The sequence below is a fragment of the Corallococcus sp. BB11-1 genome (genome assembly GCF_026626625.1).
GTDB lineage: Bacteria > Myxococcota > Myxococcia > Myxococcales > Myxococcaceae > Corallococcus > Corallococcus soli.
In genome coordinates this window covers 477,546-493,013 of sequence record NZ_JAPNJY010000028.1, presented here as the reverse complement: position 1 = coordinate 493,013, position 15,468 = coordinate 477,546, and the positions used below count along the sequence as shown (strand labels likewise).

Here is a 15,468-nt window from a genome sequence, read left to right as displayed (position 1 = left end):
GGGGAAGGGCGGCAACGCCGTGCGCCTCTTAGCGCGCGGCCAAGGGACTTCCAAAGCCTTTCAGAACCACCCTCCGCCACGCCTTTCTTTCAGGCGCGGTGCGTCACGTCCTCCAGGGCAAAATGGGGCACCGACACGATGCCGTCCAGCAGCTCCACGGCCCGGCCGGAGTGGTCCGTGGCCAGGTGGATGACGGTCGCCTCCGGGAAGCGCTGGCGGTAGTCATTGGCATGGGTGGGCTCGTTGTCGAACGCGGCCACCACGGTGCCCATCCGCCCCAGGCGCGCGTGCGCCTCGCGCTTGAAGGCGTCGTCGTCCTCCTTGAGCGTGGGCTTCATCACCAGGTGCACGCGTCCGCCCTCGCCGGGGGGCGTCACCATGCCGCACCGGGCGAGGCACGCGACGGTGCCCTCGCGCATGGCCTCGTGGCGGCCCGTCAGGTACACGACCTGGGCGCCAGTGGCGGCCACCGCCTGCATGAAGGCCCCGGCCCCCTCAATGGCCTCGTCGGACACGCAATAGGCGCTGGTGAAGAAGCGCTCCTGCCAGAAGGCGCGCGCGTCCGCGAAGCGCTGCTCCACGTCCGCGCCCTCCAGGCCGCACGCGCGCATGGCGGCGCGCATGTCCCAGCCCGTCTCCCAGTGGTGGGGCTCGCACGCGGACAGCAGGCCCAGGGCCCGCGCGTCGCCGTACTCGCGCAGGATGCGCGCCTGCCGGGGCCGGTTGTCGAAGAGCGTGGAGTCCAGGTCGAACGCCAGCACGGCCTGGGGACCGAGCGAGCGGGCCCTCTCCAGGATGCCCTTCAGGGTGTCGCGCCAGTCAGGGCGGATTCGCTGCTTGAGGTCTTCAAAAGCCATGGGCGCCGGAAGATACATGCCCCCGGCGCGGGGCTGGTGCCCAAATCACGCGCGGGCGCGCAGGGCGGCTGGCTGGACGGGCACGGTCCCTGCGGCCTCCGGGGCCGCGACGGGCTGCGGGAAGTTCTGCATGCGCTGGATGCCGTTGCGATCCAAAACCAGCCGGACCCGCTGCGCGGACTCCTTGCGCGTGCCCGCCTCCATCACCGTGAAGCGGAACACCAGGTCCACCGGGTAGCGCTTCGCGCCCCGGATGTGGCCCACGGAGAAGTCCTCCAGGTCCACGTATTCCAGCGCGAACTCCGGCTCGTCCATGTCGCGCAGGAAGCGCCCCACGTTGAGCCGCAGGATGTCGGTGACGCCCGTGAGGCCCCGCTCGGAGCGGGGCAGCAGGCGCGCGTCCAGCACGATGCGCTTCTGGTAGCGGATGACCGCTTCGGACAGCTCCCCCTGGGACACGGTGAGGAAGTCGTCGTGCAGCCGCAGGGCGGACACCCCGGCGGGCACCTTCACCGCCGCGCCGTAGTCCACCCGCTCCTCGCAGATGCCGATGGCGCGCGCCGTGACGGGGTCCACCAGGTCCGTGGTCCTGTCGTACAGGTGCGTGGCGGCGAAGCGGCTGAACATGCGCCGCAGACCTTCCTTGATGCGGTCCTTCATCATGTAGCCGACCACGGCCACCAGGAAGAAGTTGAGGCTCACCTGCGTGAAGCGCACCTGCGCCCAGATGGCCACCGACGTGGCGAAGGCCATGGCCACGCCCGCCGCGATGGCGAACAGCACCTCCTCCCAGCCCTGCCGGCGCTGGCGCCGACGCGAGGACAGGAAGAGCACGTTCATGCAGAACTTCTTCAGGAAGCCCAGCCGCTGCATGTACTCCTCGTTGTCCCCCGTGGGACTGAGGACGCTGCGCAGCCGGTGCTCCTTGCGGTAGGACTCCTCGCGCAGCACCGCCTCCATCAGCCCCTTGCGCAGCGGCAGCCAGGGCCCGGTGCGCGGCAGCGCGTCCATGTCCGCCACCGCGCGGCGGAAGAACTGCTCCACCAGCAGGCTGACGTACTCGTCCACGAGCCGCAGCGACGCGCGCGTCTTCTCCTGCAGCTTCGCCTCCCCCGTCGCGCGCAGCCACGCGCGGAAGCGCTCCAGCACCGCGGGCACGCACTCGCCCGCGGAGCGCACCACCGTCTCCAGGTCCGCGCGGGCCGCATCGCCCGTCTTCGCCTCGCAGCGCGTCTCCACCGTGGTGGCGAACCTGCGCAGCGCGCCGCGCAGGACGCAGGACAGCAGCTTCGCCTGGTAGACGACGTCCGCCTCCGGCGCCAGCCCCGTGCGCTGCCACGCCTCCAGCTTCATGAGCGGCGAGCCCTCCGACGCGAGGATCTCCGCCAGGCCCATCACCGGCGTCTTGAAGCGCACGTAGTTGTGGATGTCCGCGTAGAAGTCCGCGCGCGGGTACGTCTCCGAGTCGATGTTCAGGCTCGACGGGAGGAAGAGATAGGCCTCCACGAGATAGCGCGTCTCGTCCGCGCCCGTGGGCTGGTACTCGAGCTTTATCTCGAATTGCTTCCGGTCGTGGACGTCGAACCGGCTGTGGAGCGCTTCAGGGACCTGGGACACGGCCCCACTCTACGTCACGCGCCTGTCACACGGGAGCCACCCTGGACGAACGGATGGAGAGCGTCAGGGGAGACACACCCCTGACGCCTCCGGTGTTGGCCGCTAACCGTTGGTCCCCGTACGAGAGGACGCACCCGGCACGGCCCCCGGGACGACGTCGCCCACGGGCAGCGGCGCGGCCCTGGGCTGCGGCTTCGCGTTCCACACCCGCGAGGCCAGCACCAGGCCCACCACCGCCAGGGGCAGCATGGCCAGGGGCCAGGGGCTCCAGTTGGCCGGGTCCTTCATCGCGTCGCCCGTGGGCAGGATGCGCCCGTAGACGAGCGCGTGGATGGCCGTGCCCGCGTACACCGCGCCGTCGATGATGCCCACCACGACGCCCGCGTTCTTCTTGCCGCCGAAGTCCATGGTCGCCGTGCCGGACAGCATGCCGTGCACGCCGATGACGCACAGGGACATGAAGACCACGGCCCAGCCCGCGCCCGGCGTGCCCAGCAGGAACACCGCGGCCACCGCGCCCAGCAGCAGGCCCGCGTAGAGCACCGTGGAGACGGGCCCGCGGCGCGAGTCGAAGATGCGGTCGCTGATGACGCCCGCGAACATGCCGCCCAGGATGCCGGCGACGCACGACAGCATGCCCCAGTTGGACGCGACGAAGGCGCCGCCCTCGCCCACCGCCTTGGCGTACTTGGGGTACCACTGCATCACCGCGTTGCGCAGGAAGCCGCTGCAGAACTCCACGCCCAGGATGATGAGGATGACGCGGTTGCTCAACAGCTTCTTGAACAGCTCCGGCACGGAGGGCGCGGGGCCCGTGTCACCGCTGGACGCATCCTGGGTGTCGAAGTCCGGGTGGCCCGTCTGGGAGGGCGTGTCGCGGATGACGAACGAGTCCAGCACCAGGAAGGCCACCAGCATCCCGGCGGGCACGAAGAACACCCACCACACCGGCGCCGCGTCCGCGATGAAGCGGCACCAGTCGAACGCGAAGTACAGGCCCAGCGAGATGAGGATGCCGAACACGCCGCCCAGCTGGCCGCGCTCGCGCACGTGGAACCAGGCCGCGTTCACCTTGACGATGGAGACCGCGCCGAAGCTCTGGAAGTACATGTTGACGCTGTAGAGGAACGCCAGCCACGCGACGACGCCGCCCGGGGGCGCCCAGCCGTTCTTCAGCACCGCGTAGACGACGCCGCCCATGGCCACGTTCGCCGCCGCGGAGCCCGCCGCCGACAGCAGGATGGTGAAGCGCCCTCCCAGCTTGTCCGTCAGCGGGCCGTTGATCAGGAAGGCCACGCCGTAGGTGAGCGTCCCCCAGAAGAAGATGGTCGCGAAGTCCGCGTTGGACGTCTGCTGCCCCATGGCGCTGGTCGCCACGTTGAGGTTGTAGCGCCCCATGTAGAGGAACGCGTACGTGAGCCCCAGCGGGAACCAGTTGAAGAAGCGGCGGCGGCGGAACGCGTCGCTGTGCCCCAGCTCGACACGGGGCAGCCGCGAGAGCACCAGGCCAATGGCCCCGAGCAGGATGACGATGGGCAACAGCTGGGTCAGCCACGGGGGCAACGACGGCATGCGACGAACCTCACCTGGGGGAGAGAACGAACGGGGGGCACCCTACCCCGTCCGTCCACACCCCGGAAAGTCGCAAGCCACATAGGACGCGGGGCACCGGCCCCCGGCGCCCACTACCCCTGGCGGCTCAGCCCAGCCGGGCGAGCAGCCGCGTGAGGGAGACCTCCGTCTTCGCGTCCGCGATGTCGCCGCGCCGGCACGCCTCCAGCACCGTGGCCACCGGCCGCCATTGGAGGTGGATGCCCTCCTCTAGAGGCGAGCCATCGCCTTCCACCTCCCCCTGCGCCACGCCCGTCACGTCCACCGCCGCCGGGAAGACCTTCTCCGACAGGATGCCCGGCGCGAGGAAGAACGCGCCGCCCAAGAGCTGGATGTCCTCCGGACGCACCGCGTAGCCCGCCTCCTCCTTCACCTCCTCCGCCGCGCGGCGGCGAAGCCCCTCCTCGCCCTTGTCGGACGGCTCCAGCAGCCCCGCGACGATCTCCTCCACGCGCAGGTAGCTCACCGGGTCCGGCACCGTCATGGACGACGTCTGCTCGCGCCGGAAGTACGCCGCCGGCCGCAGGTTCAGCCGGGTCAGGACTTCCAGGTTTCCGTCTGACGCACGGCGGTAGACGAGCACCGACACCGCGTCCAGCCGGGGCCGGTCCACCACGTCCACCCGGTACACCGACGAGGACGACCCGTCCGCGCGCCGGTTCCTGCACCGCAGACGCCGCACCCGGAGAAAACCTTCGTCACAACGCGCCGTGGCGGAGAAGTCCTCGATGATCTCGATGTCAGTCACATTGGAACTGCTGGGACGCATGTCTGCCTGCTCTCCTGCTGCCCTGGTAGGTGGAGGTGCCACGGTGGCGTTGCTTGCCCGTGCACCCTTGATCCCGTAGGTTGCGCCGTCCTCAAGTCGTCACTCTCTTGAATCACGGATCCGCCACGAATGTGTCGCGCACTGCTCGGCCTCTTCTGTGCCTGCGCCCTGGCCCTCGCCTCGTGCATGCCTGTGCTGGAAGGCCAGGATTACCACCTCGAAGGTCAAGAGGTGCGTCTTACCCTCCTTCATACCTCTGACATCCACTCGCGCCTCGTTCCGTACGACTTCACCCCCCTGAAGACGGACCAGGACCTGGAACTCATTCCGGAGGCCGGCCCGTTTGGCGGTGCGACGCGCATGGCGTCCATCCTCAAGCGCGAGCGCAAGCGCGGCGACCGCGTGCTGCACGTGGACTCCGGCGACTGCTTCCAGGGCGCGCCCATCTTCAACGTGAACACGGGCGAGGCGGAGTTCCGCTTCCTCTCCGAGGTGCGCCTGGACGCGGCCGTGGTGGGCAACCACGAGTTCGACGCCGGCGCGCTCAACTTCACCCAGAAGGCGCGCAACTTCGCCAACTTCCCGCTGCTGGCCGCCAACTACCAGTGGGATGACCCGAAGGCCGTGGGCAGCAACGGCACGTCCATGGTCACCGCCCCGTACAGCATCCGGACCGTGAAGGGCCTGCGGGTGGGCATCATCGGCATGGCCAACATCTCCTCGCTCAACTCCATCGTGGAGGGTGGCAACAGCCTGCAGGTCACCCCGCTGGAGCAGAACGAGGTCGCGCGCTCTTATGTGGAGTTGCTGCGCCCGGTGACGGACGTCATCATCGCGGTCAGCCACCTGGGCCTCCATGAGGACCAGGACATGATCCAGGGCTACGAGGCCTTCTACGAGTACAGCCGCGCGAAGCCCTTCGTGGAGCGCGCGAAGGACGCCTGGAAGGTGCTGGAGTGGTTCGGCCCCGTGGGCGACGACAAGTCGGTGGTGCGCGTGCACATCGCGGGCGTCAGCGGCCTGGACGCGGTGATGGGCGGCCACCTGCACGTGGTGCTCAACCCCCCGCAGGTCGTCAGCGACCCCAGCGGCCGCAAGGTCGTGCTGGCGCACTCGGGCGCGTTCGCCAAGTACGTGGGCCGCCTGGAGCTGGTCGTGAAGATGCCCTCGCAGAAGGGCGCGGACGAGGGCGCGGAGATCATCAGCCAGGACTACCGCGCGTTCCCGGTGGACGGCCTCTGGTGCAACGAGGCGATGCGCAAGCTGCGCTTCGACGCCAACGAGTTCTGGGATCCGGGCGAGTTCATCCAGCGCCCCGGCGTGCGCGAGGCCATCGAGGAGTGCCGCAGGCAGGAGGATCCGGCCGTCTCCGACATGCTCATCCCCTACGTGCTGGGCATGGACTTCAAGCTGCAGCTGACGTCCATCTTCTCCTACGCGCCGCTCGACGTGCAGCGCCGCAACAACTCCAACGGCGGTGACTCGCCGCTGGGGAACATCGCGGCGGACTCCATGCGCAAGCGCAACCGCGTGGAGGCGGAGATGGCGCTCACCAACTCGCTGGGCATCCGCGACAACCTCTACGCGGGCGTGGTGACGCAGGAGGCGATGTTCAACGTGTTCCCGTTCGAGAACACCATCAACATCATGTACCTGTCCGGCGCGGAGATGCAGGAGATGTTCGACTTCGTCACCGACCGCTCCGCCGAGCGCGGGTGCGTGAGCCAGGCGCAGGTCTCCGGCGCCCGCTTCACCATGGACTGCGCCCAGGTGCAGCTCAACGAGCTGCGCATCCCCTGCACGCCGCAGACGGTGGAGCAGGACTGCCCGCAGACGGGCCGCGAGGGCCACGCCAAGTGGCAGTGCCTGGAGGACACCAGCGGTTCGCGCTGCTGGGCCCACACCGGCATCGACATCCAGATCAACGGCAAGCCGCTGGACATCACCGGCACGTACAAGATCGCGGTGAACGACTACATCGCCAAGGGCGGCTCCGGCTTCACGGTGCTCAAGCGCAACACCACGCGCATCGAGACGGGAATCAGCCTGCGCGACTCGCTCATCGGCTACATGCAGGGCTTCTGCTCCTGTTCGGACCTGCTCGCCGGCCGTGAGACGTCCAGCAACGGCACGCGCTGCGGCTCGCTCGTCAACGGCGCCTGGACGGTGGATGAGAAGACGCTGGGCTCCTGCCGGGAGTCGCAGGCCTTCGAGGCCGCCCTCAACAAGACGATTGGAAGCTGCTCCTGCCTGGACCTCATCAAGCTGCCGGCGGATGCCTCGCAGCGCTGCGGCGTGCCGGACCTGACGCCGGAGGCCATCCAGGCCCAGTGCGCGGTGCCCCAGGGCCCGTACACGGGCCGCTGCAGCTGCCGCGACCTGCTCACCGGAAACAATCCCACCTGCGGCACCGTGACGAGCCAGCTGCGTTCGTTCTGTGAGAAGCCCACTGCCATGCCCATCGCGAACGCCATCGAGGATGGCCGCATCGGGCGGAGGGTGAAGTGATGAAGCGACTGCTGCTCCTGACGTCCCTGGCCCTGAGCGCCGGCTGCTACACGAAGGAGTCCGAGGAGCCGACCGGCCTCACCTCCTTCCGCGTGGAGGTCACGAAGGTGACCACCGGCGACTCCGCCGCCGCGCTGCTGCCGGTGGTGAACGCGTGCGTCGCCCGGTACGGCAACGACCAGGCGGCGGTGCCGCCCTCCGTGCGCGGCACCCCGGAGTGCCTCTACAACCTGCCCCGCGGCAACATCGACATCGGGCTGACCATCACCGCGCTGGACGGCAACGGCGGGGAGATGACCTCCTTCAACGGACCGGTCTCCTTCCGCGTCGTCCCGGGTGACCTCACCGGCGACTACAGCCAGCGCTGGGCCATGCTGACCGACGGCAAGGGCACCGGCAGCGTGCGCGTGGCCCACCTGTACGGCGAGACGCACGTCTGGGTGCAGGACCAGCCCTTCGACCTGGACTATTCGGATGGCGGCGTCGTGGGCGACCTGACCCAGGTGCCCCAGGAGCCCGCCACGCGCACGTTCGCGACGGGCCTGTCCAACCCCATCCGCTTCGAGGAGCCCAGCATCGCCAGCCTCCAGACGCCGGAGGGCGGCACGGAGACGAGCGTCTTCGTGAAGCAGTTCCTGCGCATCGGGCGCAACCCGGAGGCAGGCGAGCCCCTGGTGCAGAACTGCGACCCGTCGGATCCGAACAACGGCCAGCAGATGAAGCTGCTGGTGACGGGCACCGACTCCAGCGGCTTCTACGTCACGGACATGACGGCCTGCCGCGTGCTGGAGAAGAGCGTCTCTGGCGCGAACATCCAGACGCCGGAGCCGGACGGCTTCAACCCGGGCCGCTTCAACAGCCTCTACGTCTACAACTACCAGTTCCCGGAAGGGCTGGACTCCGGCGACCTCATCTGGACGCTGTCCGGCACCGTGGCGGAGTTCACCAACACCACGCAGGTGAGCTTCCCCGCCTGGACGCTGCGCGAGAACGTCCGGCTGCTGCCCCAGACGGAGTGGAACAAGTACCTGGACCAGGTGCCGCCGGTGGAGATCAACGGCCGGCTGTGCGGCTTCAGCGGGTCCCCGTACCTGGACGACCTGCTGTGCGGCTACAGCTACAAGAACTTCAAGATGGAGAGCCTGGAGTCGTCGCTCGTGAAGCTGCGCCGGGTGAAGTTCCCCCGCGTCTTCAAGAACTGCGACGCCAACGGCAACAACGACATGCCCATGTTCTGCCCGTCCGGCAGCGGCGCGTCGCGGACGTGGAAGAACTGCTTCGAGGAGCCGCCGGATGATCCGGACCTGCCGGAGCGCCAGTGCGTCATCGACTGCACGCTGGGCATCGGCGAGTTCGCCGGCACCATCTGCGCGGAGCGCACGACGTACACGAGCTTCGGTCAGTTCGTGGTGGAGATGAACGCCTCCGGTCCGGCCTCCGCCAACCTGGACGCGTCCGTCCCCGGCCGCATCACCAAGCTCACCGCGGGCACCACCTCCGTCAACTCCAACAAGCTGCTGTCCGAAGGCACCCGGCTCAACCTCGTCTGTGATCAGCCGGTGCGCGTGCGCTTCGGCCAGGGCGGGGTGACGGCGACCGCGGGCGACACGCTGCTCGCGGCCAACACCGCCCTGGAGTACACCCTCAAGGGCTCTGAGACGACGGTCGCGGTGGTGCGGGATGCCACGGCCACCGCCGACGCCACCTGCCAGTACGCGCCGGACTCCCGCACGCGCATCAGCCTGCAGATCAAGGACGCCGTGCCGGACCTCAACCCGGACTGCAGCGAGAGCGACGCCGACGCGGCGAGGGCCCTCCAGTGCAAGCAGTTGCACGCGGCCACCTTCGACGTCGTGGGCCACCTGAAGCATGTAGGCCCCGCGCGGCCCCGGTGGAACGTGTTGCCGCGTGACCAGGACGACCTGTGCTGCTACCCCGGGCCCGGCCTGGAGTGCCCGAAGCCCATCAAGCCGTGCCCGTAGTCTTTCACTTTTAAAAGTCGCATCGCGCCCCGGTGGATGCCGGGGCGCAGGGAGGAGCGGTCTCCCCCGGACCGCTTCCTGGAGGGACATTGAAAACGTTGCAGACGCTGGCCCTGACGGGCCTGACAGCTCTTTCCGCGCCCGCATGGGCCGGGGACTTCGTGGACACCCGTTTGTCGTTCGTCTTCGCGGACGACAACGTGCTCGCGGGCGCGGGTGAAACCACGCCCAACAGCCCGAACGCGCGGTTTGGCGCGGGCAACCAGAACACGCAGTTCTACGACAACTTCAACACCAAGTTCTCCGGGTTCGAGTCGCTGTCGAACATCGTGCTCTACAAGCGCATGCCGGCGTTCTTCGAGGGCCTCACCACCGAGGCGGCCCTCACGCTGCTGGTGCTGGAGCGGCCCTCTGGCGGCGTCGACATCCTCGACAACTCCAGCTACGTGCGCCTGAACTACCAGCCGCCCGGCTGGGGTGAGAAGGAAGGCCTGTCGCTCACCGGCTTCCCGGTGTCCGCGGACCGCTTCCGTCTGGGCTACGCGTACCGCATCTCCTGGGGCGGCAGCCCCATCTTCACCAACCGCGCCGCCGCGGCGGGCGTGCCGGGCGCCAAGCTCCAGCTCACCCGCGACACCTGGTACGCGTACCTGGGCGGCAAGACGGCGCTGGTGCTCAACGACCTGGTGCTGGAGCAGGAGACGCTCTACGGCGTGATGGGCGGCGCCGGCTGGGACATCCTGGAGACGCTGCGCGTGGAGGCCGGTGGCGGCTTCTTCCAGAAGGGCATCGTCCCGGGCCTGGCCAACCAGGGCATCGAGGCGAGCGTCAACGCCGCGGGCGTGTCCGGCCAGATCGTCTACCACGTGGGTGTCCCCGTCGGGACGAGCATCGACTTCCGGCTCTACAAGAACGACCCGGAAATCTACCAGCGCTTCTTCGCGCCGGAGCAGTACCCGGGTGGCCTGTCCTACTCCGTGTCGCTGGAGGGCAGCTACCTGACGCAGACGCTGCAGGACCCGGACACGTTCGGCGCCACCAAGCCCCAGGGCGCCACGGCGCTCGCGCTGCAGGGCCGCGCGAAGTTCAACCTGCTGCGCTTCAACGTGCTGGCGCTCTACCGCAGCCTGTCCTTCATCCAGTTCGACGTGCCGGGCTTCCCGCCGTTCCAGGACTTCCCCACAGGCACGGAGCTGAAGCCGGAGATGTTCGTCGCGGTGGGCGCGGACTACCACCTGCCGGACCTGCACCTGACGCCGGGCTTCATCCTGGGCGTGCAGCAGCCGGCGTCCTTCCGCAGCCCGCAGCCGCTCATTGGCGGCAGCAACCCGCCGCTGGGCATCAGCGGCACGCGCACCGTCGTGGTGCGTGACGCCAACCAGCTGAGCATCCTGCCCAGCACCTGCGGCAGCGGCGTGTGCGAGGCGGAGCCCATCCTCTCCGCGAAGGCGACGTTCCGGTGGGACCTGTCCGAGTCCGTGGCCGCCGTGGGTGAGGTCTATTACACCTACGACACCAACCGGACGACGTTCGAGGACGACGTCACCGGCATCGCGCAGCCGAACTTCGAGAAGCCGCACGCGCTGGGCTTCAACACGCTGCTGCAGGCGCGCTTCTAGGCCCTGGCCTTCCGTCGTGTCGCATCCGGGGCCCGCCGTGCATCACGGCGGGCCCTTCGTGTTTCAGAGGGCGGACGTCATCCGCACCACCTCGTCGAAGGCGGTGAGGCCCTGGGCCAGCTTGCGCACGGCGGCCTCGCGCAGGGTGCGCATGCCGTTCTTGCGGGCGGCCTTCACCAGCTGCTCGTACGGGGCCTCCTGGGCGATGAGCTCCCGCACCTCGTGCGTGGTGGAGACGATTTCAAAGACGCCGGTGCGGCCCGTGTAGCCGGTGCCCCGGCAGCGCACGCACCCCGCGCCCTTCAAGAGCCGCACCCCGCCCGGCAGCAGCGGCAGGGGCGCCTGGAGCGCCTGCAGCTCATCCGACGTGAGGACCGCCTCCTCCGCGCAGTGCACGCAGACGCGGCGGAGCAGGCGCTGGGCCATGACGCCCAGCAGGCTCTGCGCCAGGAGGAAGGCGGGCACGCCCAGGTCCTTCATGCGCGCCACCGCGCCCAGCGCGTCGTTGGTGTGCAGCGTGGAGAGCACCAGGTGGCCGGTGAGCGCGGCCTGGAGCGCGTTCTCCGCCGTCTCCGCGTCGCGGATTTCGCCCACCATGATGACGTCCGGGTCCTGGCGCAGGATGTGGCGCAGGGCCCCGGCGAAGTCCAGGCCCACCTTGGGCTGCACCTGCACCTGGTTGAAGGCGTCCCACACCATTTCAATGGGGTCTTCAATCGTGGTGACGTTGACGTCCGGGCCCGCCACCGCCTTGAGCGCGGAGTAGAGCGTCGTCGTCTTGCCGCTGCCCGTGGGGCCCGTCACCAGGATGAGGCCGTGGGGCTGGTCGATCCACGACTCGAAGTGGCCCTTCTCATCCGGCTCGAAGCCCAGCTGGGCGATGTCCTGCACCAGCGTCTCCGGGTCGAAGATGCGGATGACCACCTTCTCGCCGAAGGCGGTGGGCAGCGTGGAGACGCGCAGCTCCACCTCGCGGCCGTCGCGCTCCGTCTTGATGCGGCCGTCCTGGGGGCGGCGCTTCTCGGAGATGTCGATGCGCGACAGCATCTTCACGCGCGACACGATGGGCGCGTGCACCTGCGCGGGCAGCGTGTAGACGGGGTGCAGCACGCCGTCGATGCGCAGCCGCACCACGCTGGTGGCGCGCTTGGGCTCCAGGTGGATGTCCGACGCGCGGTTGTCGAACGCGTAGCGCAGCAGGTAGTCCACCGCCTGCACCACCGGCCTGTCGGAGGCTTCCAGCTCCTGGGTGCCGCTGAGCGACACCAGCTGCTCGAAGTTGCTCATCGGCTGCGCCTGCGTGCCGCCGAAGTCGTCCGCCGCGCGCGCCAGCGTCTTCTTGAAGCCGTAGATGTCCGCGATGGACTTGAGGATGTCCGCCTTCGCTGACAGCACCGGCTCCACCGGCTCGCCGGTGAGCCGGTGGAAGCTTTCGAACAGCTCCCGGTCGAAGGGGTTGGCCACCGCCACGCGCAGCCGCCCCTGTTCGGTGCGCTCCAGGGGCAGCAGCACGTGCTTCTGCGCGTAGGGCCGGGACACCGTGCGGGTGGCCAGCGCCATGTCCATCTTCAGCGGGTCCAGCTTGCGGTACTCCAGCCCCGCCGCGCGCGCCGCGGCCTCCGTGACGCGGTCCTCGTCCAGCACGCCCCGCCCGCCCGGCGCGGGGATCTGGAAGGCCGCGATGAGCTCCACGGGCGACACGTCGTAGCGGGCCGCGTCCTTGCCCGCCCCACCCTGCGTCTTGAGCACGCGGGCGCGCGCCGCCGGCTCCCGCACCAGCACCTCCTGCGCCTGCTGCGGGGTGAGCAGGCGCTGGGCCACCATCGCCTCCAGCAGGAAGGCGAGGGTGAAGTCGGTGCTGCTACGGGACGGGCCGCCGCTTCCGGGGGGGGATGCCTGGGTCAACCGTTCCTCCTCTTTCGGGTGGCCAGGAGCAACACCCCGAGCCCCGCGAGGAATGCCGCGGCGGAGGTGGGCGCGCCCTGGCAGCCGCAGCCATCCGGCCCGTCCGCGGGGCCGCCCGTCCCGCCATCCGTGGGCGGCGGCGGCGGGGGGACACCCGCGTCACCGCACAGGGCGCAGGTGCCGCCATCCGTCTGGGCGAACGGGTCGTAGCACTTGCCGCCGTTGCCGCAGTACAGGCCGTTGGGGCAGTCCTGGCTGTTGCGGCAGGGCGCGAGGCAGGCGGTCCCTTCCGCGAACGGCACGCACTGCAGCGGAGAGGCACAGGTGCCGTCCGAGCAGTCGTGGAAGCAGAAGCGGTCGCCACCGGTGCCCGCGGGGCGGCAGGTGTTGCCGGGGCTGCACGTGCACGTGGCCACCGAGCACGGCTCCGCGCAGACGCCCTGCGGGTTGCCGTTGACCTTCAGGCACTGCTGGTTGGTTCCGCACTCGGTGTCCTGCGTGCAGGGGTCGCCCACGTTGCGGCTCCCGGTCTGCTGCTTGATGCAGGCGTGGTCGCAGGAGCGGCAGGCGAAGTTGCCGCCGCAGTCACTGTTGGTGGCACAGTCCGCGACGCACACGTCCCGGCCCTCGGCCACGGTGGTGCACGTGTAGCCGCTGCGACAGTCGCCCGTTCCCGGACGGCAGTCCTTGAGACAGCGCTTGCCGACGGCGCCGCCCACGTCCGCGCAGGTCGACCCCCGGGGGCAGTCCGCGCCAGAGACGCAGGACTCGGTGCAGTAGCCTTCCTTCCAGCTGGGGAAGCCGGTGGTGATGTCGGAGGGCGTGAGGCAGCGCGACTCCGCCGCGCCGCACTGGCTGGGACTGGTGCAGGGATTGCCGACCTTCGTCCCGCCCCCCAGCGCCGGGAGGCAGGCGAACGACGAGCCCGCGACCACGGTGGAGGCGCGGCACACGTAGGGGTCGGGGCAGAAGCCAGGCACGCCGTCCGGGCAGGCCTTGGCGCAGATGCGCAGGGACGCGCCGCTGGTGGTGGACGGGGTGGAGACGCAGGTGAGTCCCGCCGAGCAGGAATTGCTGTCACACGGCGAGCCCACGGCGCCCGTCTGGGGATAGCGCTGGCAGAAGGCGCCCCGGTCGTAGGCCGTCAGGGTGCGCTGCTGGAAGCCCGGTCCCAGGTTGAAATACATCACCGCATTCTCGTCGCTGTACGTGCTGGCGAGCCCCAGGCAGTGACCCACCTCGCGCATCATCGCGGTCTGCAGGTCCACGAAGTTCGCCGGGGTGGGGTTGAGCGTCGTGAAGTTGTAGTCCACGTCGTTGAGGTAGATGTCGCACTGGTAGACGTAGCCCGCGTGCGACAGCACCACCGTCTCCGACACGCTGTCGCCCTCGTTGAGCACGTCCTTGTAGCTGGCGCTCGTGGAGTCGTTGATGAAGATGGCGGAGACGCTGAAACCATCCAGCCGGTCGGCGACGTTGGGGATGGGGACGGTGGTGGAGCGGCCCTTGTAGGTGAAGGCGGGCCACGCGCAGTCCGCGTCCTGCCAGACCTGGAAGGCCTTCTTCACCGCGTCTTCCACCAACGACAGGCTGTTGCCACCCGGCTGCGCGTTGGTCGAATCCAGGTAGTACGGGAACGGATCCTGGCTGTTGTTGAGCACCCAGTGGTCCAGGTACTTGTACTCCACAGGATCCTGCGCGCTCGCCGTCGCGGCCAGCGCCAGCAGTCCGAGCAGGAAGACACTCCGCTGCAAGCCACGCTTCATCACCCGCACCTCTTCGCGTCACGCGCGCGCGGGCACCTGACTGGCACCCGGAGCGTCACCGGGCGGGCAGTCTAGCCGTGAACGGCGCGGACGGTGGCATCCACGAGCGCTTCGGGCGTGGGGCGCTCCGCGACCGTGGCCACGTCGATGCCCAGCTGCCCCAGCGCGGTGGCCGTGGTGGGGCCAATGGCCACCACCTTCGCGGCCGCCAGCGGTTCGCGGCCCGCCCCCTCCAGGAAGGCCTCCGCGGTGCGCGGCGAGGCGAAGAGCACCACCTGCGGCGGCGCCTCCGTCAGGTGGGCCAGGGCCTCCGGCGGCAGCGGCGCGGGCGTGGAGCGGTAGGCCGTCACGCGCGTGACGCGCACGCCCAGGTCGCGCAGGCCGTCCTCCAGTTCGCGCCGGCCCTCTTCCGCGGACGGCAGGAGCACGTCGTCGTCGGGGCCGAGCAGGTCCTTCAGGGCGGTGAACAGCGCCGCCCCCGTGCCTTCGGAGGGCTCCGCGGCCACCGTCAGGCCAAAGGCCTCCACCGTCCTCGCGGTGCGCGGCCCCACCGCGGCCAGCTTCACGCGCGCGAGCCGGTCCAGGGTGCCCGCCAGCCGCAGGGCCTCCAGGAAGGCCTCCACCGCGGAGGGGCTGGCGAACAGCACCCAGTGGTAGCGCTGCACGTGCTCGGCCGCGGACGCGAGCGGCCGGGGGTCCTCCGGGGGGCGCAATTCCAGCAGCGGAAGGCTGAAGACGTCCGCGCCTTCGTCCTCCAGCAGGAAGCACAGCTCCTCGGCCCGCTCACGCGGGCGCGTCACCAAAACTCGGATGCCTTCCAGTCGCCGGTCCACG

10 protein-coding genes are annotated in these 15,468 nt (G+C 69.6%); 3 read left to right on the top strand and 7 right to left on the bottom strand.

The annotated features are described in order from the left end of the window. Positions 1-89 precede the first annotated feature (89 nt). The 4 genes from OV207_RS23385 to OV207_RS23370 all read right to left on the bottom strand — a co-directional run bounded on the left by OV207_RS23385 (position 90) and on the right by OV207_RS23370 (position 4,854). Positions 90-857 (bottom strand): hypothetical protein, encoded by a 768-nt coding sequence (locus OV207_RS23385; protein WP_267557359.1) that lies wholly within the window; start codon positions 855-857, stop codon positions 90-92. 45 nt (positions 858-902) lie between these two features. Beyond that, the gene (locus OV207_RS23380) at positions 903-2,474 is read right to left on the bottom strand and encodes a hypothetical protein (protein WP_193429779.1); all 1,572 of its coding nucleotides are present in this window, start codon (positions 2,472-2,474) and stop codon (positions 903-905) included. A gap of 102 nt (positions 2,475-2,576) precedes the next feature. Continuing rightward, positions 2,577-4,046, bottom strand: coding sequence for an MFS transporter (locus OV207_RS23375; RefSeq protein ID WP_267557357.1), 1,470 nt, complete (start codon positions 4,044-4,046; stop codon positions 2,577-2,579). A 127-nt stretch (positions 4,047-4,173) separates the two neighbouring features. Continuing rightward, a complete protein-coding gene (locus OV207_RS23370; protein WP_267557356.1) occupies positions 4,174-4,854 on the bottom strand; it encodes an NUDIX hydrolase in 681 nt (226 codons plus the stop codon). Positions 4,855-5,085: 231 nt separating this feature from the next. Between OV207_RS23370 and OV207_RS23365 the strand changes: the two genes are divergently transcribed. The 3 genes from OV207_RS23365 to OV207_RS23355 all read left to right on the top strand — a co-directional run bounded on the left by OV207_RS23365 (position 5,086) and on the right by OV207_RS23355 (position 10,963). Next, a complete protein-coding gene (locus OV207_RS23365) occupies positions 5,086-7,362 on the top strand; it encodes a bifunctional metallophosphatase/5'-nucleotidase (protein WP_267557355.1) in 2,277 nt (758 codons plus the stop codon). Then, complete coding sequence (locus tag OV207_RS23360) at positions 7,362-9,344, top strand: hypothetical protein (RefSeq protein ID WP_267557354.1); 1,983 nt, start codon at positions 7,362-7,364, stop codon at positions 9,342-9,344. Before OV207_RS23365 ends, OV207_RS23360 begins: the two co-directional genes overlap by 1 nt. A gap of 89 nt (positions 9,345-9,433) precedes the next feature. Then, positions 9,434-10,963 carry a hypothetical protein gene (locus OV207_RS23355; RefSeq protein ID WP_193429774.1) on the top strand — a complete coding sequence of 510 codons (1,530 nt, stop codon included), beginning with the start codon at positions 9,434-9,436 and terminating at the stop codon, positions 10,961-10,963. Between the two features lie 63 nt (positions 10,964-11,026). Here the strand turns inward: OV207_RS23355 and OV207_RS23350 are convergent, their stop codons facing one another. The 3 genes from OV207_RS23350 to OV207_RS23340 form a co-directional block, all read right to left on the bottom strand. Next, positions 11,027-12,787 (bottom strand): GspE/PulE family protein, encoded by a 1,761-nt coding sequence (locus OV207_RS23350; protein ID WP_227027962.1) that lies wholly within the window; start codon positions 12,785-12,787, stop codon positions 11,027-11,029. A 77-nt stretch (positions 12,788-12,864) separates the two neighbouring features. After that, entirely contained in the window at positions 12,865-14,634 is a 1,770-nt protein-coding gene (locus OV207_RS23345) for an MYXO-CTERM sorting domain-containing protein (protein WP_267557351.1), read from the bottom strand. 71 nt (positions 14,635-14,705) lie between these two features. Continuing rightward, on the bottom strand, positions 14,706-15,467 hold the full coding sequence (locus tag OV207_RS23340) for a uroporphyrinogen-III synthase (RefSeq protein WP_193429771.1): 762 nt from the start codon (positions 15,465-15,467) through the stop codon (positions 14,706-14,708). Position 15,468 lies beyond the last annotated feature (1 nt).